Source organism: Enterobacter sp. WI-ESBL-E8 (genome assembly GCF_053364895.1).
This window is the reverse complement of sequence record NZ_JBRWXJ010000001.1, coordinates 3249302-3269828: the sequence shown is the minus strand read 5'-3', so window position 1 is coordinate 3269828 and position 20527 is coordinate 3249302. Positions and strand designations below refer to the sequence as shown.

General features: G+C 56.6%; 16 protein-coding genes. 8 read left to right on the top strand and 8 right to left on the bottom strand.

The window, feature by feature from the left end; all coding sequences use genetic code 11:
• Window positions 1–20: 20 nt before the first annotated feature.
• The gene (gene metG, locus ACWHWP_RS15520) at window positions 21–2054 is read right to left on the bottom strand and encodes a methionine--tRNA ligase (protein WP_447855962.1); all 2034 of its coding nucleotides are present in this window, start codon (window positions 2052–2054) and stop codon (window positions 21–23) included.
• Between the two features lie 137 nt (window positions 2055–2191).
• Here metG and apbC point away from each other — a divergent pair, with 137 nt between their 5' ends.
• A complete protein-coding gene (gene apbC / locus ACWHWP_RS15515; protein WP_447855961.1) occupies window positions 2192–3301 on the top strand; it encodes an iron-sulfur cluster carrier protein ApbC in 1110 nt (369 codons plus the stop codon).
• Window positions 3302–3394: 93 nt separating this feature from the next.
• Here apbC and ACWHWP_RS15510 read toward each other — a convergent pair whose 3' ends face one another.
• Both ACWHWP_RS15510 and ACWHWP_RS15505 read right to left on the bottom strand, forming a co-directional pair.
• Window positions 3395–3850 carry a GNAT family N-acetyltransferase gene (locus tag ACWHWP_RS15510; RefSeq protein WP_063431407.1) on the bottom strand — a complete coding sequence of 152 codons (456 nt, stop codon included), beginning with the start codon at window positions 3848–3850 and terminating at the stop codon, window positions 3395–3397.
• Entirely contained in the window at window positions 3825–4157 is a 333-nt protein-coding gene (locus tag ACWHWP_RS15505) for an RcnB family protein (RefSeq protein WP_023336316.1), read from the bottom strand. The genes ACWHWP_RS15510 and ACWHWP_RS15505 overlap by 26 nt, the downstream gene beginning before the upstream one ends.
• Window positions 4158–4625: 468 nt before the next feature.
• Between ACWHWP_RS15505 and ACWHWP_RS15500 the strand changes: the two genes are divergently transcribed.
• Genes ACWHWP_RS15500 through etk form a run of 3 tightly spaced genes read left to right on the top strand, consistent with a single transcriptional unit; the run spans window position 4626 to window position 8412 of the window.
• Window positions 4626–5765 carry a polysaccharide export protein gene (locus tag ACWHWP_RS15500; protein ID WP_447855960.1) on the top strand — a complete coding sequence of 380 codons (1140 nt, stop codon included), beginning with the start codon at window positions 4626–4628 and terminating at the stop codon, window positions 5763–5765.
• A complete protein-coding gene (locus tag ACWHWP_RS15495; protein ID WP_047346532.1) occupies window positions 5765–6214 on the top strand; it encodes an arsenate reductase/protein-tyrosine-phosphatase family protein in 450 nt (149 codons plus the stop codon). Before ACWHWP_RS15500 ends, ACWHWP_RS15495 begins: the two co-directional genes overlap by 1 nt.
• Window positions 6214–8412: a tyrosine-protein kinase gene (etk, locus tag ACWHWP_RS15490; protein WP_447855959.1), complete on the top strand. Its 2199-nt coding sequence runs from the start codon at window positions 6214–6216 to the stop codon at window positions 8410–8412. The genes ACWHWP_RS15495 and etk overlap by 1 nt, the downstream gene beginning before the upstream one ends.
• Here etk and ACWHWP_RS15485 read toward each other — a convergent pair.
• The gene (locus tag ACWHWP_RS15485; protein WP_047346530.1) at window positions 8409–9752 is read right to left on the bottom strand and encodes an NCS2 family permease; all 1344 of its coding nucleotides are present in this window, start codon (window positions 9750–9752) and stop codon (window positions 8409–8411) included. The genes etk and ACWHWP_RS15485 overlap by 4 nt on opposite strands.
• 20 nt (window positions 9753–9772) lie before the next feature.
• Complete coding sequence (locus ACWHWP_RS15480) at window positions 9773–11551, bottom strand: adenine deaminase (protein WP_447855958.1); 1779 nt, start codon at window positions 11549–11551, stop codon at window positions 9773–9775.
• Between the two features lie 122 nt (window positions 11552–11673).
• Here ACWHWP_RS15480 and ACWHWP_RS15475 point away from each other — a divergent pair, with 122 nt between their 5' ends.
• Complete coding sequence (locus ACWHWP_RS15475) at window positions 11674–12594, top strand: LysR family transcriptional regulator (protein WP_165587279.1); 921 nt, start codon at window positions 11674–11676, stop codon at window positions 12592–12594.
• 70 nt (window positions 12595–12664) lie between these two features.
• Entirely contained in the window at window positions 12665–13180 is a 516-nt protein-coding gene (locus tag ACWHWP_RS15470) for a protein disulfide oxidoreductase (protein ID WP_072250658.1), read from the top strand.
• A gap of 36 nt (window positions 13181–13216) precedes the next feature.
• Here the strand turns inward: ACWHWP_RS15470 and ACWHWP_RS15465 are convergent, their stop codons facing one another.
• The 3 genes from ACWHWP_RS15465 to ACWHWP_RS15455 all read right to left on the bottom strand — a co-directional run bounded on the left by ACWHWP_RS15465 (window position 13217) and on the right by ACWHWP_RS15455 (window position 17431).
• Window positions 13217–14683 carry a pyridoxal phosphate-dependent decarboxylase family protein gene (locus ACWHWP_RS15465; RefSeq protein WP_447855957.1) on the bottom strand — a complete coding sequence of 489 codons (1467 nt, stop codon included), beginning with the start codon at window positions 14681–14683 and terminating at the stop codon, window positions 13217–13219.
• An 18-nt stretch (window positions 14684–14701) separates the two neighbouring features.
• A complete protein-coding gene (locus tag ACWHWP_RS15460; RefSeq protein WP_014884533.1) occupies window positions 14702–16078 on the bottom strand; it encodes a diaminobutyrate--2-oxoglutarate transaminase in 1377 nt (458 codons plus the stop codon).
• 345 nt (window positions 16079–16423) lie between these two features.
• A complete protein-coding gene (locus ACWHWP_RS15455; protein ID WP_429054342.1) occupies window positions 16424–17431 on the bottom strand; it encodes a LacI family DNA-binding transcriptional regulator in 1008 nt (335 codons plus the stop codon).
• Window positions 17432–17669: 238 nt separating this feature from the next.
• Here ACWHWP_RS15455 and ACWHWP_RS15450 point away from each other — a divergent pair, with 238 nt between their 5' ends.
• Both ACWHWP_RS15450 and ACWHWP_RS15445 read left to right on the top strand, forming a co-directional pair.
• Window positions 17670–18911 (top strand): oligosaccharide MFS transporter, encoded by a 1242-nt coding sequence (locus ACWHWP_RS15450; protein WP_447855956.1) that lies wholly within the window; start codon window positions 17670–17672, stop codon window positions 18909–18911.
• Window positions 18912–18927: 16 nt separating this feature from the next.
• Complete coding sequence (locus ACWHWP_RS15445) at window positions 18928–20361, top strand: glycoside hydrolase family 32 protein (RefSeq protein WP_447855955.1); 1434 nt, start codon at window positions 18928–18930, stop codon at window positions 20359–20361.
• Window positions 20362–20527: the final 166 nt, after the last annotated feature.

The window sequence follows — 20527 nt, the reverse complement described above, 5'->3', positions numbered from 1 at the left end:
GACACTCTCCGGCTTTTTTGTTATTTCACCTGCTGGCCAGGCTTCGCGCCTTCGTCAGGGCTTAACAGGAAGATATCTTTCCCGCCAGGGCCCGCGGCCATCACCATCCCCTCAGAGATGCCGAAGCGCATTTTGCGCGGTGCCAGGTTGGCGACCATCACGGTCTGACGACCAATCAGCACCTGCGGGTCCGGATACGCAGAACGGATGCCGGAGAAGACGTTACGCTTCTCGCCGCCCAGATCCAGCGTCAGGCGCAGCAGTTTGTCAGAACCCTCCACGAATTCCGCGTTTTCGATCAGCGCAACGCGCAGGTCGACTTTGGCGAAATCGTCAAAGGTAATGGTTTCCTGAATCGGATCGTCTGCCAGCGGGCCGGTAACCGGTGCCGCAGCCGCCTTCACCTCTTCTTTAGAGGCTTCCACCAGGGCTTCAACCTGCTTCATCTCGATGCGGTTGTACAGCGCTTTAAAGGTGTTCACCTTGTGGCCGAGTAGCGGCTGCGCCATTGCATCCCAGGTCAGTTCGGTGTTCAGGAACGCTTCAGCACGGGCTGCCAGCTGCGGCAGAACCGGCTTCAGGTACGTCATCAGCACGCGGAACAGGTTGATGCCCATAGAGCAGATTGCCTGCAGATCGGCATCGCGACCTTCCTGTTTAGCGACAACCCACGGTGCCTGCTCGTCCACGTAGCGGTTTGCCAGGTCGGCCAGCGCCATGATTTCGCGCACCGCTTTGCCGAACTCGCGGGTTTCCCAGGCTTCGCCAATGGTCGTTGCCGCGTCGGTAAAGGTTTTGTACAGGGCTGGGTCAGCCAGTTCAGCCGCCATCACGCCGTCAAAACGCTTGGCAATAAAGCCCGCGTTACGGGAGGCCAGGTTCACCACCTTGTTGACGATGTCCGCGTTCACGCGCTGCACGAAATCTTCCAGGTTCAGGTCGATATCGTCGATGCGGGAAGAGAGCTTGGCGGTGTAGTAGTAGCGCAGGCTGTCCGCGTCGAAGTGGTTCAGCCAGGTGCTGGCCTTAATGAACGTCCCGCGAGACTTGGACATCTTCGCGCCGTTGACCGTCACGTAACCGTGCACGAACAGGTTGGTAGGCTTGCGGAAGTTGCTGCCTTCCAGCATGGCCGGCCAGAACAGGCTGTGGAAGTAAACGATGTCTTTACCGATGAAGTGATACAGCTCGGCCGTGGAATCTTTCTTCCAGTATTCGTCGAAGCTGACGGTGTCGCCACGCTTGTCGCACAGGTTCTTGAAGGAGCCCATGTAGCCGATTGGCGCGTCCAGCCAGACGTAGAAATATTTGCCCGGTGCGTTCGGGATTTCAAAGCCGAAGTACGGCGCATCGCGGGAGATATCCCACTGCTGCAGACCCGATTCGAACCACTCCTGCATTTTGTTCGCCACCTGCTCCTGCAGCGCGCCGCTGCGGGTCCACGCCTGCAGCATTTCGCTAAACGACGGCAGATCGAAGAAGAAGTGCTCGGAGTCACGCATCACAGGCGTTGCGCCAGAAACCACGGACTTCGGCTCGATAAGCTCGGTCGGGCTGTAGGTCGCGCCGCACACTTCGCAGTTATCGCCGTACTGGTCCGGGGATTTACATTTCGGGCAGGTGCCTTTGACGAAACGGTCCGGCAGGAACATGCCTTTTTCCGGATCGTACAGCTGTGAGATGGTGCGGTTTTTAATAAAACCATTCTCTTTCAGACGGGTGTAGATCAGCTCCGACAGCTCGCGGTTTTCGTCGCTGTGCGTGGAGTGATAGTTGTCATAGCTGATGTCAAAGCCAGCAAAATCGGTCTGATGCTCCTGACTCATTTCGGCAATCATCTGCTCCGGGGAAATCCCCAGCTGCTGCGCTTTCAGCATGATCGGCGTGCCGTGGGCATCGTCCGCACAGATGAAGTTAACCTCGTGGCCGCGCATTCGCTGGTAACGGACCCAGACATCAGCCTGGATATGCTCCAGCATGTGGCCGAGGTGGATTGAGCCGTTGGCGTACGGCAGTGCGCACGTTACCAGAATTTTCTTCGCGACTTGAGTCATAGTAGGCATTACTTCTTTTAACTGTGAAAAGGGTTTTTGATATTACCAAAAGGGGCATTATTAAGTAAGCACAAACCACGGCCTTTCAGGTAAACTTGTTCTTCTAAGGTCTTATTCACAAGAACAAAGGAGTCGGGATGAGTTCTCAATCCCAGGCCAAATCACCGGAAGCCTTACGAGCAATGGTCGCCGGGACGCTGGCTAACTTTCAGCATCCAACCCTGAAGCACAATCTCACTACGCTGAAAGCGTTACACCACGTCGCATGGCTGGACGATACGCTGCACGTTGAGCTGCAGATGCCGTTCGTCTGGACCAGCGCATTTGACGCGCTGAAAGAGCAAACCAGCTCTGAGCTGCTGCGCATTACCGGTGCGAAGGCGATTGACTGGAAGCTGAGCCACAGCATTGCCACGCTGAAGCGTGTGAAAAACCAGCCGGGCATTAACGGCGTGAAAAACATTATCGCCGTCAGTTCGGGCAAGGGTGGGGTAGGTAAATCCTCCACGGCCGTCAACCTGGCGTTGGCGCTGGCGGCGGAAGGGGCAAAGGTCGGTATTCTTGATGCCGATATCTACGGCCCGTCTATTCCGAACATGCTGGGCGCGGAAAACCAGCGTCCAACCTCGCCGGACGGCACCCACATGGCGCCGATTATGGCCCACGGTCTGGCCACTAACTCCATCGGTTATCTGGTGACTGACGATAACGCCATGGTCTGGCGCGGCCCAATGGCCAGCAAAGCGCTGCTGCAGATGCTGCAGGAGACGATGTGGCCGGATCTGGATTATCTGGTGCTGGATATGCCGCCGGGTACCGGTGATATTCAGCTGACGCTGGCGCAAAACATCCCGGTCACGGGCGCGGTTGTCGTGACGACCCCGCAGGATATCGCGCTGATCGACGCCAAAAAAGGCATCGTGATGTTCGAGAAGGTGGAAGTGCCGGTGCTCGGTATCGTCGAGAACATGAGCATGCACATCTGCAGCAACTGTGGTCACCACGAGCCTATCTTCGGTACCGGTGGGGCAGAAAAACTGGCCGCGAAGTATCACACCCAGCTGCTGGGTCAGATGCCGCTGCACATTACTCTGCGTGAAGATCTGGACAGTGGAAAGCCGACGGTTGTCAGCCGTCCGGACAGCGAATTTGCCGAGATGTATCGTCAGCTGGCGGGTCGCGTTGCGGCGCAGCTTTACTGGCAGGGCGAAATCATCCCAGGGGAAATCGCGTTCCGCGCGGTGTAAATCCCCAATGCTGGATTGCCGGGTGGCGGCTTCGCCTTACCCGGCCTTCGGAATACGGTTTCGTAGGTCAGGTAAGCGAAGCGCCACCTGACTTTACCCAAGCCGGTAATGCATCAGGTAGTACTCTCCCTCCGGAGAATCCCCCGTCGCCTCAATGTGCCAGCCATGCCGCTGGTAAAACGCGATAGCCCGCGCATTCTTCACCAGACACTTAAGCGACCCCGTACTGGTAAACGTCTTCTGCACCTGTTCCAGGAGCACATGCCCGACTCCGTGGCTTTGATACTGCGGGTCAACAAACAGGTTGTGCAGAAAATTATCGTTCGCCCAGACGGAGGCAAAACCCAGACGATGGCCGTTCTGAACAGCAACCCAAATCACTTCGTCACGGGTTGCCGCATCAAAATCTTCAAGCTGCCAGTCTGAGCTGTCCAGCCAGGGCCAGGCTTCGCGCCGGGCGTGGAGGAAGAGCGTGCGCAGGAAAGGGCGGTCACTTTCCTGCCAGGGACGAACCAGGAGGGTATCAGCGATGATAGAAGATATCTCCATTATAGGCTTTGTAGATTTTGCCGTCTGCATCGCCAATCAGGACGTAGTTTTCGCCCATATAGGTCCAGTGTGTTCCCGCATCCGGGGCCGGAAGGTTACGCAACTGGTACTGTTTGATGGTGTACTCAGGCGTTTGATACTGTGCTGGCGCTGTGTCGCCAATTTTAAACTTCGTAAAATCCGCGATGAACTCTTGTTCCTCATAGGCCTTGATGCCGGACGGCGCCGCAGCCGTTTGCGGGGCAGCAAATGCGGATCCCGCCAGAGACAGTAATACACCCAGTAGCAGCAATTTACGCTTAGCCATTTTTTCTCCAGTGATATCGTTACAGATACTCTCAGCCTGCTGTTGTGTTGATGATAGGGCAGACGGTCTATTTTAAGTATCACAGCAGAGTCTGTTCGAAAAAAAATGTAACAAAAGTGGACGGTTTTGGGTAGTGCAAACGGTTAATACTATTTTATTTATGAATGTTTTTTACTAAGACTAATTCAGCGCGGTAATGTTTTTTTTAATTAAATCTGAAAATACAGCTTAACTATAATTTTTTGAGCTGAAATACATGCATTTTATTAAAAGCCGATTTAAACTTAAAAAGCGGGGCGGCTTAATTCTTATTCTACACCGTTTCGGTCCTTCAGTTATTTCCATACATCATTCGATGATGTGTATTTTTATATAATTGCTTTAAAAACAGTACATTGAAAAAGTGGGTGATTCTTATGGATTGCCTGTTACGCGTTTGTTGCGACCATGAATGATAAATTTATTCTAATGAAAAACACAACGGCATTATCTGTAATATTCCTGGCGATAAGTCAGTTAACGGGCTGTGTATTTTCTCCTGGGCAAACATTAAGCTCATCGGGGAAAAATATTATCGCGTCCGGAGATGACAATACTAATTTAGATAAGCGCGTGGATCTTTATCCTCTTACCCCTTCACTGATAGAGAAACTGCGCCCTGCCATCGCGAAATCTCAGCCAAATCCTAAGCTGGATGAGCAGGTCAGAAACTGGGAATACCGTATCGGAAGTGGGGATATTTTAACCGTCACCGTCTGGGATCACCCTGAACTGACGACCCCGGCCGGGCAATATCGCAGCGCCAGCGACACCGGTAACTGGGTGAACGCGGACGGTACGCTCTTTTATCCCTATATCGGCAAACTCCCTGTTGCAGGAAAAACGGTCTCTGAAGTCAGGGAAGAGATTGCCGCGCGCCTGGATAGCGTCATCGAAAGCCCGCAGGTGGATGTCAGCGTGGCCGCTTTCCGTTCCCAAAAAGCCTATGTCACCGGAGAGGTCGCCAAATCCGGCCAGCAGGCGATTACCAATATCCCTCTGACGGTAATGGACGCCGTCAACGCGGCGGGTGGACTGTCCGCCGACGCTGACTGGCGCAATGTGGTACTCACTCACGAGGGGAAAGATTCGCGCCTCTCCCTCTACGCGCTGATGCAGCACGGCGACCTGACGCAGAATAAGCTGCTCTATCCCGGTGACATCCTGTTTGTTCCGCGTAATGACGCGCTGAAAGTCTTTGTGATGGGCGAAGTGATCAAGCAGAGCACGCTGAAGATGGACAGGAGCGGGATGACCCTTGCAGAAGCGCTGAGCAACGCGGGCGGCTTAAATCAGGACATGGCCGATGCGACGGGCATTTTCGTCATTCGCTCTGTCAGAAAAGACAAGGATGCGGGAAAAATCGCCAACATTTATCAGCTTAATGCCCGGGATGCCTCCGCGATGGTGCTGGGCACCGAATTTCAGCTTGAACCCTACGACATTGTCTATGTCACCACGGCACCGCTGTCGCGCTGGAATCGCGTCATCACTCAGCTTGTGCCGACCATCACTGGCGTTCATGACCTGACCGAAACGGTTCGTTACATCAGACAGTGGCCGCAATAATGTTCGACTCCATCTTAGTGGTATGCACAGGAAATATTTGCCGCTCACCGATAGGAGAGCGGCTGCTGCGCCAGCGGATACCGGGAAAGCGGATAACGTCGGCAGGCATATTTGGGCTGGAAGGAAGCCCGGCGGATGTGGTTGCCCGGGAGGTGGCCTGGCGACACGGGATCTCACTCGAAGGGCATCGCGCGCGCAAGCTCACCCCGCAGCTGATGCGGGAATCGGATCTTATTCTGGTGATGGAGCCTGCCCATCTTCGCTTTATCTCCGCCATGGCCCCGGAAATTCGCGGCAAATCACTGCTCTTTGGACAATGGCTTGAGCCGCAGGATATTCCCGATCCCTATCGTAAGAGCCGTGAAGCATTTGACTATGTTTTTGGGCTGTTGGGAAAAGCCAGTCAGGAATGGGCGCATCGGTTGAGTCAAAAAGGAATGAAGCGTTAATGTCGTCATACACCACAGACAGTTACGGTGCAGCAGCACCCGAAAATCACGAAATTGATCTCGTCCGTCTCCTCGGCGAGATGCTCGATCACCGCGCAGTTATTTTAACGATGACGCTCGTTTTCACTCTGCTTGCGGGGCTGTATGCCTTTTTGGCCACGCCCGTTTACCGCGCTGATGCCTTAATCCAGGTAGAAGGAAAACAGGATAACAGCCTGCTCAAAAACTTAAGCCAGTTCAGCAGTGAACTGTCTCCCGATGTTGAGCCCGAAATTCTCCTGCTGAAATCGCGCATGATCCTGGGCGCCACGGTAGACGCACTGGGCTTAACCCAGCATGTGACTGAGCGCACTCTCCCTGTTGTGGGACGCCTGTGGGCGCGTTTGCAGGGCCAAAAGCCCGCCACCTTAACCTTGAGCTGGCTTCAGATCTCTCCGGTTGAGGGAAAACCACGCACTCTTGTGCTTACCGTGCTGGGAAAAGGCGCGTACCGGCTGGAGGGGGACAATTTTTACGCCGAGGGCAGGGAAGGAATAGCGCTTGAAAAGGAGGGGGGTTCCCTGCTGGTCAAGACGCTTAATGCCTCACCAGGCACGCGGTTTACGCTCCAGACCAGGACCCGTCTGGAGGCAATTAACGACCTGAGTACACAATTCAACGTGGCTGAGTCTGCCCGGCAGAGCGGCGTGCTGACGTTATCCCTGACCGGTCGCGATCCTGAGCATATTGCGAATGTCCTCAATCGAATAGCCCACATTTATCTGCAGCAGAACATTGCCCGCCAGGAAGCGCAGGATTCCCGCAGCCTTGCCTTTTTGCAGCAGCAGTTACCCAAAATCAGAAGCGACCTGGATTTGGCCGAAGAGCGGCTGAACCAGTATCGCAAACAGCGGGATTCGGTCGACCTCTCGCTTGAAGCGAAATCGGCTCTCGAGCAGATCGTGAATATTGAAAACCAGCTTAATGAGCTGACGTTTCGTGAAGCGGAAATCTCGCAGCTGTTTAAGAAAGAGCACCCGAACTATCGCGCACTGCGTGAAAAACGTCAGACGCTGGAGCAGGAAAAGGTCCGCCTGAATCAGCGTATTTCAGCCATGCCCTCCACCCAACAGGATATCTTGCGCCTCAGTCGGGACGTGGAGTCCGGGCGCACCATCTACCTGCAGCTTCTCACCCGCCAGCAGGAGCTGAACATTTCTCGCTCCAGCGCCATCGGCAACGTGCGCATTATCGACAGCGCGGTCACGCAGCCCGATCCCATTAAACCGCGAAAGCCGTTGATTATCGTCGCTGGCATCCTGCTGGGGCTGATGTGCTCGATGGGTCTGGTACTGGTCCGCATTGCGCTACGACGCGGCATCAATACCTCTGAGGAGCTTGAAGCGCTGGGCGTGCAGGTGATGGCTACCTTGCCGCGTTCGGTGTGGCTGTGGAAAAAAACGAACCTGCGCAGAAGACGAGCGTTTGGCACGCGCTGGAAACACAGGATCACCGATGTACCCTTTCTGCCCGTTGACCGGCCTGCGGATATTTTCGTCGAGGCCGTACGGGGGCTGCGCACCAGCCTGCATTTCACGCTGCAGGAAGCCGCTAACCGAATCGTCATGATTTCAGGCCCCACGCAGGACTGCGGAAAAACGCTTGTCAGCACCTCGCTGGCCGCGATTGAGGCACAGGCCGGGCTCAGGGTGTTATTCATTGATGCGGATATGCGCGAAGGGTATGTCCACAACGTGTTTGGCCTGAAAAACCACACTGGACTGTCCGGCGTACTTGGCGGGCAGTGCGAGTGTCTGGAGGCGATTCAGCGCTATGAAAAAGGCAATATTGACGTACTGACCTGCGGGCCGGTTCCGCTGCGGCCTGCAGAACTGCTGATGAGCGAACGCTTCAGGGCGGTAATGGCGTGGGCGGATGAACATTATGATCTTGTGATCCTTGATACGCCGCCGGTGCTCGCCGTTACCGATGCCGCAGTGGCCGCCCCGGTGGCGGCAACCTCAATACTGGTCGCCCGCTTTGGCAAGACCAGCCTGAAAGAGATGGAAAACAGCATTAAGCGTCTGCAACAAACGGGCGCGCGTATCAACGGTACCGTGCTGAATGACGTGGTGAAATCGGCTGCGCTTTATTACCGCGCGGGCTATGGCCATTACGAATATGGTCAAAGCCCGACACGGCAACAGCGCAAGGATTAATGCTTCACCAGCGTGGCAAAGTAATAGACCAGCGGGATGGCGAGGATCCAAAGTCCAACAGGGATTTCTCGCCATTTTCCTGCAATCGCTTTAATCACAACGTAAAACAGCAGACCCCCTGCAATGCCTGTCCCGAAGCTGTTGGCAATAAGCGTAATCATCACCATCATCAGCACCGGCAGCCCGTCGGTGAAGTTCGCCAGATCCACCTTCCGCAGGCCGCTGAACATGTTCAGACCGATCAGGATCAGGGCGGGCGCAGTGGCTTCTTTCGGGATCATCAGCGCAACGGGGGTAAACAGCAGCATCAGCAGGAACATGAACGCGGCAGCCAGCGCCGTCATGCCGGTTTTCCCGCCCGCTTCCGCGGCCGCCGAGGATTCAATCAGCGCCGTGGCGGCAGGAATGCCCACCCACGGGCCGAGCGCGGCGGCAATGGAGTCCACCATAAACGGACGATTGATATTGGCCATATTGCCCTCTTCATCCAGCAGCCCGGCTTCGCCGCCAACCGCCAGCGTGGTGCCCATGGTGGAGAAAAACTCCGAGGCAAAGAAGACAAACAGGAACGGCAGGAAGGCAATGTTCAGTGCGCCCAGCATGTCGATGTGGCCCAGCACCGGCGTGAGCGAATGGGGCATATCGATGAAGCTGGCGGGAAGTTTTGTGACTCCCATCGGAATGCCCACGAGGGTGGCAAACAAAATGGCCCACAAAATGGCACCGGGAATACGACGCGCCTGCAGGGCAATGGCCAGGAACAGGCCGGCGAGCGCCACCAGCGCACCGGGTGACAGAAAATCCCCCAGCATCAGCGCGTTGGTTTTCGCGTTGGCCAGCACCAGCCCGGCATTGCGGAAGCCGAGTATGGCGACAAAAAGACCGATAGAGGCCGTTAGCCCAAGCTTGATGGACTGCGGTACGGAGCGGGTCACGACTTCACGCAGGCCAAAGCGGGTGAGAAGAAAGAACAAAATCCCCGACCAGCAGGCAATGCCCAGGCCAATTTGCCAGCCGATGCCTTCACTCCCCGCCAGCGTTACCCCGACCAGCACCGAACCACCAATGCCCGGCCCGACAATAAACGGCAGGTTGGCGTAAAACGCCATCAGCAGCGTACCGGCCACAAACACTAAAATCGTGCCCGTGGTCGCCGCGCCTTTATCCATCCCGCCCACGGCCAGCAGCCCCGGGATGACCACCAGCAAATAGGCAGCGGCGAGAAAACCGGTAAGACCTGCCAGACACTCGGTACGCACGGTACTGCCGCGCGTATGCAGTGCAAAACGACGTTCAATCCAGCTCCCTGGTGCTGGCGAATTCACGGTGTTGTCGGCCATTATCCGGCTCTCCTTCGGTATCATTGTGTGGTGTCCGGGGTTTCCCGGTAAGAAATCAGCGGATTGACAATCTGACGCGTGCTGCCGTCGGTCAGTCCAAGATCGGTCAGATGCGGCCCGGCGTTACACGCAAGGCAGGTTCCTTCAATAGCTTTAAAGACCCGGTACGGCGGCTCCCAGTCGGCAACCTGGCTGCTGCGATCGCGTAATTCGCTGAACTGGCGGGCCAGCTCGGCAGGGGGAAGCTCTGACAGCATGCCTGCGATCGGCATTGCAACATGCGCGATGACGCGACCGTTTTGGACCAGCGCCATGCCGCCGCCGCTCTCGATTAGCGTGTTGGCGGCCAGCGCCATATCGTCGGGATCGCGGCCCAGCACTACCAGATTATGCGAGTCGTGGGAGTAGCTGGTGGCAATGGCTCCCCGCAGCTCTCCCCAGCCTTCCAGCAGCGCGATTTGCGGCGTTGCCGCATGGCGCGCGTGGCGGTGCTGAACCCAGATCAGGCTAAAGCCAGCCGGTATTTCAACGCGTCCGTGACGAACCCGGGCGTCAGTTTCGCCCCAGCGGGTAAAACGCGCGCCGCTGATATGGCGCAGGCGCGCAACGCCGTGTTTCGCGTTATCGATGCGCATGGAAAAATCACTGGCGGCCAGGGACGTCAGGCGCACGGTATCACGCGGCAGCGCCAGCGGCGTGTCAGCGATAGGCTCGACCATCTCCCCGTCGCGGGCAATGCATTTTCCGGCGACGTACACCCGGCGAGCCGTCAGTTTTTCCAGGGAGTCGAACACCACCAGGTCCGCGCGTCGACCGGCGGCAATCAGTCCGAGGTCGTTGCGCTGCAGGCGAAGGGAGGCATTCAGGGTGGCAAACCGCAGCGCGTCTGTCGCCGGAAGACCGTGTTCAATCAGCAGGTTGAGCAGGGCGATAATACCGCCTTTTTCCAGCAGCACGTCAGGCGGAACGTCATCGGTGCAGACCGTGATTTGTGACGAGAGATGCGGCAGCGTTTTCAGGGCGCTGACAATCTCGGGCAGCAGATAGGGATGCGAACCGCGGATCTCCAGCGTCAGCCCGGCGCGCAACTTTTCCAGCGCGTCCTCGGCGGAGGTGAGCTCATGGTCAGAGGTGACGCCCGCCGCCAGATACGCCTGTAAATCGGCGCCGCTGAGTCCACGCGCGTGGCCTTCAATGAGCTTCCCGCTTTCCAGGCCGGCCTGCAGGATCTCCAGCATACGCTGGCTGCCGTTCAGCACCCCGTGCATATCCATCACCTCCGCCACGCCGCGCACCTCCGGCCAGCCGAGCAGGGTATTCATCTCTTCGCCCGCAAAGTCCGCGCCGGACATCTCCAGCCCCGGCGTGGAAGGCACGCTTGAGGGCGCCGCGACCATCACCTGCAGCGGCAGGTTACGGCTGGCCTCAATCGCGAAACGGACGCCATTCATCCCGAGCACGTTTGCCAGCTCGTGTGGATCCCAGAAGACCGCCGTGGTGCCCTGGGCCAGCACGATCTCCGCGTAGCGCGCGGGCAGCAGGTGCGAGCTTTCAAGGTGAACATGCGTATCCATAAGGCCCGGCGAGAGGAACTGGTTGTTCAGCTCGTGTGTCTCGAGCGCATCGTCACGGCTGCCGCGCGGGTGGACGCTGGCGATAAGCGAGCCGACAATACCCACGTCCGCCTCGCGGATCTCACCGGTTGCCATATCGACAATTCGGGTATGGGTAAGCAGCAGGTCAAATGGCGTTTCGCCTCGTGCGGCCTGAACGGCGCGGCGTCGGGTTTCGGCAGTCATGCAATTAACAGTTCCAGCATTGAAATATTGACGTTACTCTATGCACCCGGCAAACGTTTGCCCAGCTGATAAAATTTATCGCCCGATAACCCCGGGTTATTCTTTGACGCGTGTAATGGATAATCATGACGGAACCCTGGCAGCGCTTGCCTGCGCTCTCCCTTCGGCAGTTACAGTATTTTGTCACCCTGGCGCAGCTGCGTCATTTTACGGATACCGCCAGTAAACTGGCCATCAGCCAGCCTGCGCTCAGCAGCGCCCTGCGGCAAATCGAAACGGTGCTCGGCGGCAAGCTGGTCAACCGTACCGCGTCGTCAGTCACGCTGACCGAGCTGGGCAACGCCATTTTACCGCACGCGCAGCGGGTGCTCAGCGTGGCGCAGCTTGCGTTTGATGATATGCAGCAGATTGTGCAGGCCGGCGGCGACGGCACGGTGCGTATCGGCCTGGTGCCTTCCGTCAGCTCGCTGCTGTTTCCGCTGCTGCCGCAGACGCTTGCCCAGGCTTTTCCACGCCTCCGGGTGGAGTTTCACGATCAAACCAACGATGCGCTGGTGGCGCAGCTCCTGAAAGGGCAGATTGATTTTGGCATCGGGGCGCTGGACAGTTCGGTACCCGAAGAGCTGGACGTGTTCCCGCTGCAGGAGGATCCGTTTGTGGCGGTGTTCCACTGCGACGATCCGCTGGCCGCGTCGGCGCACGTGCCCTGGAAACAGCTGGTGGGCCGGGATATTGCCGTCTTCTCCAAAGGCAACATCCAGCGGCTGGTCAATGCGCTTGCCGAAAGCCATCGTCTTTCGCTGCAGACGCGCTATCAGCTGGACTATATCGAGACGCTCTACGGCCTGGTGCGTTCGAAACTGGCTGTGGCGATCTTACCGCAGCTTTATACCACCCATCTGCAGGATCCGCAGCTTAAGGTGGTTCATCTCCAGCAGCCGGCCCTGTCCCGCACGGTGGCGCTGATGCGTGCCCCGCAGGCGCTTCCCCCGCTCATTGAATCCTGCTTTACGCTGATGGTCGACACCTTACGCACGAAGTAGCGCGACACTTCTTTACAGCGCGGCGGCGCGCAGCCCGCTAAGATGACCTTCGTTAAATCAAGAGGTCACAATGGACAACCGCAAAATGAGTCGACTGCGCCGCTGGGCGCGGGAAGGGATCATTCTCGTTCTGCTGACGCTGGTCGTGGTGTGGGGCGTGGATCGGTACCGCAAGCCGACGTTGCCCGCCAGCTTTAGCGCAACCCCAATGCAGAGCATTGACGGCAAGATGCACGACATCGCGGCGCTCAGCCAGGATCGCCCGCTGCTGATTTATGTCTGGGCCACCTGGTGCAGCATTTGCCGCTACACGACGCCTGCGGTTAATCAGCTGGCAGAAGAGGGCGGGAACGTGGTGAGTATTGCCATGCGTTCCGGTGATAACGCGAAGCTTGAGCGCTGGGTTGAAAAGAAACAGCTGAAAATGCCGGTGATAAACGATGAAAACGGCACGCTGTCGCAGGAATGGCAGGTAAGCGTGACGCCGACGCTGGTCATTGTATCGAAGGGGAACGTTGTCAGCACCACGACGGGCTGGACGAGCTACTGGGGATTAAAAATCAGGATGTGGTGGGCAGGCGTATAAAGATAACCCCTCTTCCGGCGGAAGAGGGGTTTTGCATTACTTAGCCAGAATTTCCTGCGCGGTACGCTCAACCAGCGACAGCAGGATTTTAATATCCTCCAGCGTCACGGTTGGGTTCAGCAGCGTCAGCTTCAGGCAGGTTACGCCGTTATGCTCGGTCACGCCGACGTTTGCACGGCCGGATTCCAGCAGCGCATCACCAATTTTCTGGTTCAGCAGGGCGATACCCGCGTCGTCCATCTGGACCTGTCCGCGGAAGCGGAACAGAACGCTTGCCAGCTGTGGCTGCATTACCAGTTCCAGAGCAGGCTGCTCCTTCACGTAAGCCGCAACCTGCTGTGCCAGCGTTACGCCGCAATCGATGATCGCCGCGTACTGCTCCTGACCCAGCGCTTCCAGGCTCATCCACAGCTTCAGAGCGTCGAAACGACGGGTGGTCTGCAGAGATTTGGACACCAGGTTTGGCACGCCTGCCTCTTCGTCGAACTCGGAGTTCAGGTAGGCCGCCTGGTAGCGCATCAGCTCATAGTGGCGCGCTTCTTTCAGCAGGAACGCGCCGCAGCTGATGGTCTGGAAGAACTGCTTGTGGAAGTCCAGGGTAACGGAATCCACCAGCTCAATGCCGTCCAGGTAGTGACGATACTGCTCAGACATCAGCAGCGCGCCGCCCCAGGCCGCATCAACGTGTACCCAGATGTTCTGCTTCGCCGCCAGTTCTGCAATGGCACGCAGCGGGTCGATAGCACCGGCATCGGTGGTACCTGCCGTCGCGACAATCGCCAGAATCTGTTCGCCGTTCGCGTTGCACTGCGCAATTTTCGCCGCCAGATCGGTCAGATCCATACGGGAGAATTCGTCCGTTTTCACCTGCACGACGGACTGGTAGCCCAGACCCATCAGCGCCATGTTCTTCTGCACGGAGAAGTGCGCGTTCTCGGAGCACAGCACGCGGATTTTACGCAGATCGCCAACCAGGCCGTCCTGCTGAACGGAGTGACCCTGACGCGCAAAGAACGCATCGCGGGCCAGCATCAGGCCCATCAGGTTGCTCTGGGTGCCGCCGCTGGTGAAGACACCGGCGTCGCCAGCCTGATAACCCACGCGGGTACGCAGCCATTCGATCAGTTTGATCTCGATGATGGTTGCGGACGGGCTTTGATCCCAGGAGTCCATACTCTGGTTAGTGGCGTTGATCAGCACTTCCGCCGCCTGGCTTACCACCAGGCTTGGGCAGTGCAGGTGCGCCACGCACTGCGGGTGATGAACAGACAGGCTGTCTTTCAGGAAGAACTCCACGGCGCGTTCAATCGCCGCTTCGTTGCCCAGCCCTTTCGGGTTGAAATCCAGCTTAATGCGGTCGCGCAGTTCCGCGACCGTTTTGCCCTGGTACATCTCAGGCTGTTTCAGCCACTGCATCACAGCCTGAGTGCTTTGTTCAATCGCCTGCTGGTAAGCTTCAATGCTCTGCGCAGAGGAGAACAAAATTGGGTTTGAATCAGACATCGTAATCAACAACTCCGGTTACGCCGGGCGAACGCCCGCAGCAAGCAGCGCCTGCTCGAATTTATCCAGGAAGATCTTCAGCTCTTCATCGCTGATCAGCAGAGAAGGCAGCAGACGCAGAACGATACCGTTACGGCCACCGCGCTCCAGAATCAGACCGGCTTCGAAGCACTTCTTCTGAATCAGTGCAGACAGCTCGCCGTCGCCCGGGAAGCAGCCCATGTGGTCAGCGGCTTCGTGCGGCTTAACGATCTCGATACCGATCATCATGCCCAGACCGCGAACGTGGCCGATAACCGGATAACGTTTCGCCATCTCTTTCAGCTGGCCTTTCAGCCATTCGCCTTGCGCAGCCACTTTGCCTGCGATGTTCTGGTCTTTCAGGATTTTCAACGTCGTCAGACCGGTTGCCATCGCCAGCTGGTTGCCGCGGAAGGTACCGGTGTGGTGACCTGGCGCCCATGCATCGAACTGCTTTTTGATACCGAGCACGGCCAGCGGCAGACCGCCACCGACAGCTTTAGACATCACGATGATGTCTGGCTCAATGCCAGCGTGTTCGAAGGCGAAGAATTTACCGGTACGGGCAAAGCCAGCCTGAACTTCGTCGAGGATCAGCAGAATGCCGTGTTCCTGAGTGACTTTACGGATGCGCTGCAGCCACTCAGCCGGAGCCGGGTTCACGCCGCCTTCGCCCTGAACCGCTTCCAGGATGACGGCAGCAGGTTTGCGCACGCCGCTTTCAACGTCGTTGATCAGGTTATCGAAGTAGTAGGTCAGCGCTTTCACGCCCGCTTCACCACCGATACCCAGCGGGCAGCGGTACTCGTGCGGGTAAGGCATGAACTGCACTTCTGGCATCATACCGTCAACCGCTTCTTTCGGAGACAGGTTGCCGGTCACGGACAGCGCGCCGTGAGTCATGCCGTGGTAACCACCAGAGAAGCTGATGATACCGCTACGGCCGGTTACTTTTTTCGCCAGCTTCAGCGCCGCTTCAACGGCGTCAGCACCGGATGGACCGGTGAACTGCAGGCAGTACTCTTTGCCCTGACCAGGCAGCAGAGAGAGCAGGTATTCAGAAAACGCGTCTTTCAGAGGCGTTGTCAGATCCAGGGTATGTAACGGCAAGCCGCTGGTAATGACATTTTGGATGCTTTTCAGCACATCAGGATGGTTATGGCCAAGCGCAAGGGTGCCTGCGCCTGCTAAACAGTCAAGGTATTCTTTATTATCTGCATCGGTGATCCACACGCCTTCTGCTTTAGTGATTGCTAAAGGCAGTTTGCGCGGATAACTCCTGACGTTAGATTCAAACTCGGCCTGACGGGCCAGATAGGTTTCGTTGCTTTTGTGGGCATCTACGGTGTCAATACGGACTTTATCCGTCATCATATCACTCCTACAACCGCCGCTTCGTTATGAGCCACGATTGAATAAAAAGTTAAAAAACAGATGGGGGGCCTGAAAAAAACGCCGCCAATATAGAGCCTTTTGCCACGGGGCTCAATGGTTAATTTGTTTACTGTTTTGTGACACGAGGCGCAGGGGAAGGATTATCCCCGTTTTCAGAAAGGAAGTTGCACTTTATGGCAAATAAAAACAGCCTGTTACGTGCTTTCTGCTATGACGGTAAAAACATAAAAAAGAGTGTGACAAATCGTGCCATTCGCTCACTGAAAAGGAGGGTGACCGCCTCGTTAGCACGCTTATTTCTGCGACAGGTGCAAAAAGTTGTGGTCATGATGGATGCGCAACGGAATTACGCATTAAAAATGGGCTCTCAACGCGCGTGGTTTCGCGATGGGTTTCACCGTTAATAATATGCAGGGCGCTCAGGCGGCCAATTTCATAATGCGGCAGCTGAACCGTTGAAAGAGGCGGGAGAAAGAGCTCTCCGATGCCCACCATATTGTCATAGCCGATAACCGCGATATCTTCAGGGATGCGAAGCCCTTGCGCCAGCAGGGTCTGGTACACCATCAATGCAATACGATCGTTACCGCAGATAACGGAGTCGAACCGGGGAATGCCTTTCTGAATGCGCGCCCGCACGGCTGACGGAATGTCGCGATAGTGCTCGTCGCCAAACGCCATGTAGCTATGTTCCAGGCTGTCCGGGTCGAGCCCCGCTTCACGGCATGCGCGCTCCAGCCCCCGGCGGCGCCGGGTTGTGGCCAGATGGTCCGCCGGTAAATGCAGGCACAGGGGCTGTCGATAGCCCTCGGCGAGTAACGCCTGCACGGCGGCGTACTGCCCCTGTTCATCATCAGGGATATAGCTGGCGACCTGTTCACCGACGCTTTCGCAGTTGGCCAGCACGCAGGGAAGGGTGAGGAGCTTGGCAGGGAGAGGAACCTGGCGTAATCCCATTGTGGTGTAAATAATCCCGTCCGGGCGGTGGGAGAGCAGCAGATCGACGATCGCATCCGGGTTGTCATCGGTAAACATATTCATGACGAAGCTGTTCCAGCCGTGCATTCTGGCCGTCTCTTCTATGGACAGCGTAATCTCCACCGAGAAAGGCGTCGTCACCGTATCGAGCGCCAGCACGCCGATGGTTTTCGGCGAGGCATGCGCGCCGCGAATTTTCTTGGCGGAGAGGTCTGGCACGTAGCTGGTCTGCTCGATAGCCTGCTGTACGCGCGCCAGCGTTTCCGGCTTAAGGCGCTCCGGGCTGTTAAGCGCGCGTGAGACGGTCATCAGCGATACGTTAGCCAGCTTTGCGACGTCCTTCAGGGAAGCCATTTTCTTACTCCGTTAATGCCACATGTTAAAGAGTATACAACTAAGTGACTGATGTAAAAGGAAAGGGTATGCAGTAGTGGTGTCAGACAGACATCATTGATGAATAGTCGATCGCGATCTCACTTCTTTAATGTTAACGTTAACTTTCGTGATTAACATCATGAATCTGATCTAAATCGCATGAGGAGTGTTTAATGTTAACGTTACCATTGCGTCATTACTCCAACATGAGAATGTCATGATGAAAACGCATCACTCTCACAGCTACCCCTTATTGAGCGCATTACTGTTTTTCTTTTTTGTCACCTGGTCTTCTTCCGGCTCTTTGCTGTCCATCTGGCTTCATCAGGAGGTGGGCCTAAAGGCGGGCGATACCGGCATTATCTATGCCGTGCTTTCTGTCTCCGCGCTTTTCGCTCAAATCTGCTATGGATTCATTCAGGACAAACTCGGTCTGCGCAAGAATCTGCTCTGGTTTCTGACCAGCCTGCTCATTCTTTCTGGTCCGGCCTTTTTGCTGTTTGGCTATCTGCTGCAGATTAACGTTTTACTCGGCAGTATTTTCGGCGGGATTTACATCGGCCTGACGTTTAACGGCGGGATAGGGGTACTGGAGTCCTATACCGAGCGCGTGGCCCGCCAGAGCCAGTTTGAGTTCGGCAAGGCGAGGATGTGGGGATCGCTTGGCTGGGCGGTAGCAACCTTTTTCGCGGGGCTCCTGTTTAACATTAACCCGAAGCTTAACTTCGCCGTCGCGAGCTGCGCAGGGCTGGTGTTTTTTGTTTTGCTGGCGCGTCTCAGGGTCTCTTCCGCTCCGCACGCCATGCAGGAAGCGGTGTCCGGCGGTAAGGTCACGCTGGAAGATGCCTTGCGCCTGCTGACGCTGCCGCGGTTCTGGGCGCTGGTGTTTTTCGTTATCGGCACCTGTATTTATGGCGTTTACGACCAGCAGTTCCCGGTCTATTTCTCCTCCCAGTTCCCGACGTTACAGGAAGGGAACGCCATGTACGGCTATCTCAACTCCTTCCAGGTTTTCCTTGAGGCAGCGGGCATGTTCTGCGCGCCATGGCTGGTGAATCGTCTTGGCGCGAAGAATGGCCTGATTTTCGCGGGCATGGTGATGGCGATGCGCATGGTGGCATCGGGGCTGGTTGAAGGGCCGGTCCTTATCTCCATTACCAAGCTACTGCACGCGGTTGAACTGCCCGTATTGCTGGTCTCCATCTTTAAATACAACAGCTTACATTTTGATAAACGGCTTTCTTCCACCCTCTATCTGGTGGGCTTTGCCTGTACAAGCTCGGTAATTGCCTCGGTCCTGTCGCCGCTGGCCGGTTACAGCTATGAGAAATACGGCTTTGCCCAGTCCTATCTCATTATGGGGCTATTAGTGTTCAGCACCACGTTTATCTCCATCTTCCTGTTGCGCTCGGGTAAGTCCTCTTCTGACCCGCTCATGACGCAACCTTCCACCATCTGATTGAAAGAGTAGAGAAATGACGTATTCCATTACAAAAGCAGAGCAGGAACTTCAGTCCAGACGCGAAGGGCTTAACCTGCGCTGGTATCCGCGTTACCACCTCGCTGCGCGCGCTGGCTGGATGAACGACCCAAATGGCCTGGTCTGGTTTGACGGCTGGTACCACGCTTTTTACCAGCATCATCCGTACTCCACCCAGTGGGGGCCCATGCACTGGGGCCATGCGCGCAGCAAGGATTTGGTTCACTGGGAACACCTTCCGGTTGCGCTGGCGCCGGAAGGGCCAGAAGACAAGGACGGCTGTTTTTCCGGATCGGCGGTGGTGGATGGCGATACGCTGGCGCTGATATACACCGGACATAAATTCCACGGCGATCCGGATGATGAGGCGAATCTCTACCAGGTGCAGTGCCTGGCGACCAGCCGCGACGGCATTCATTTTGACCGGCAGGGAATGATTGTTGACACGCCGCCTGGCCTGCATCACTTCCGCGACCCGAAGGTGTGGCGTGAAGGGGAGAGCTGGTACATGGTTGTCGGCGCGCGAGACGGTGATACAGGCCAGGTGCGCGTTTATCGTTCTGCGGATCTGCACGCCTGGCAGGATATGGGCGTGCTTGCGGTGGCAGAAAAAGAGATGGGCTACATGTGGGAATGCCCGGACTTTTTCACCCTCAACGGTAAACGCGTGCTGATGTTTTCACCTCAGGGGATGGCGGCAGAAGGATTCGAAAACCGCAATCTTTTCCAGAGCGGCTATCTGGTGGGCGAGTGGCAGCCCGGTCAGCCTTTTGTGCGTGAAGGTGAGTTTGTGGAGATGGATCGCGGGCATGATTTCTACGCGCCACAGAGTTTCCTCACGCCTGATGGTCGCCGCATCGTTATCGGCTGGCTGGACATGTGGGAATCCCCGCTGCCCGAACAGGAGGACGGCTGGGCAGGCATGCTCTCTTTACCGCGCGAACTGACGCTTGGCGCGGATAACCGTCTGCAAATGCGGCCGGCCAGAGAGGTCGAAGGTCTTCGGGGCGCGTGGTTCCCCTGGCCGGTTAGCACGCTTAACCATCAGCAGATGACTCTGCTGGAACGCTGCGACGCGATGGAGGTTATTCTGCAGTGGGACTGCGCAAACAGCACTGCGGAACAATACGGCATCCGACTTGGAGCGGGGCTACGCGTCTATGTTGATGCGCAGATGCAGCGCCTGGTGCTGGAGCGCCACTACCCGCAGTATGGCCTGTGCGGGACCCGTAGCGTCGCGCTGGATATGAACGACACGCTAAACCTGCGCCTGTTCTTTGACAGCTCTTCCGTAGAGGTGTTTGTGAATGACGGAGACGCCTGCCTTAGCAGCCGTATTTACCCTGATGAAGATTGCCGCGAGCTGGCGCTGTTTGCCTGGACCGGGACGGCGGCGCTTATCGATGCCGGGGCCTGGCAATTAGGCTGACACGGGTTACATCTGGATAAGAGCATGCGGCGTTTCAGCTATCCCAGAAATTACAAAAGGCGACCGGAGTCGCCTTTTTTTAGCGATGACTTACTTTTGCTCTTAAGTTATGTAATTGAAAACGTCCATCGGTTAAGGACAGCTTTTGCAATATACGAAAGGCTTA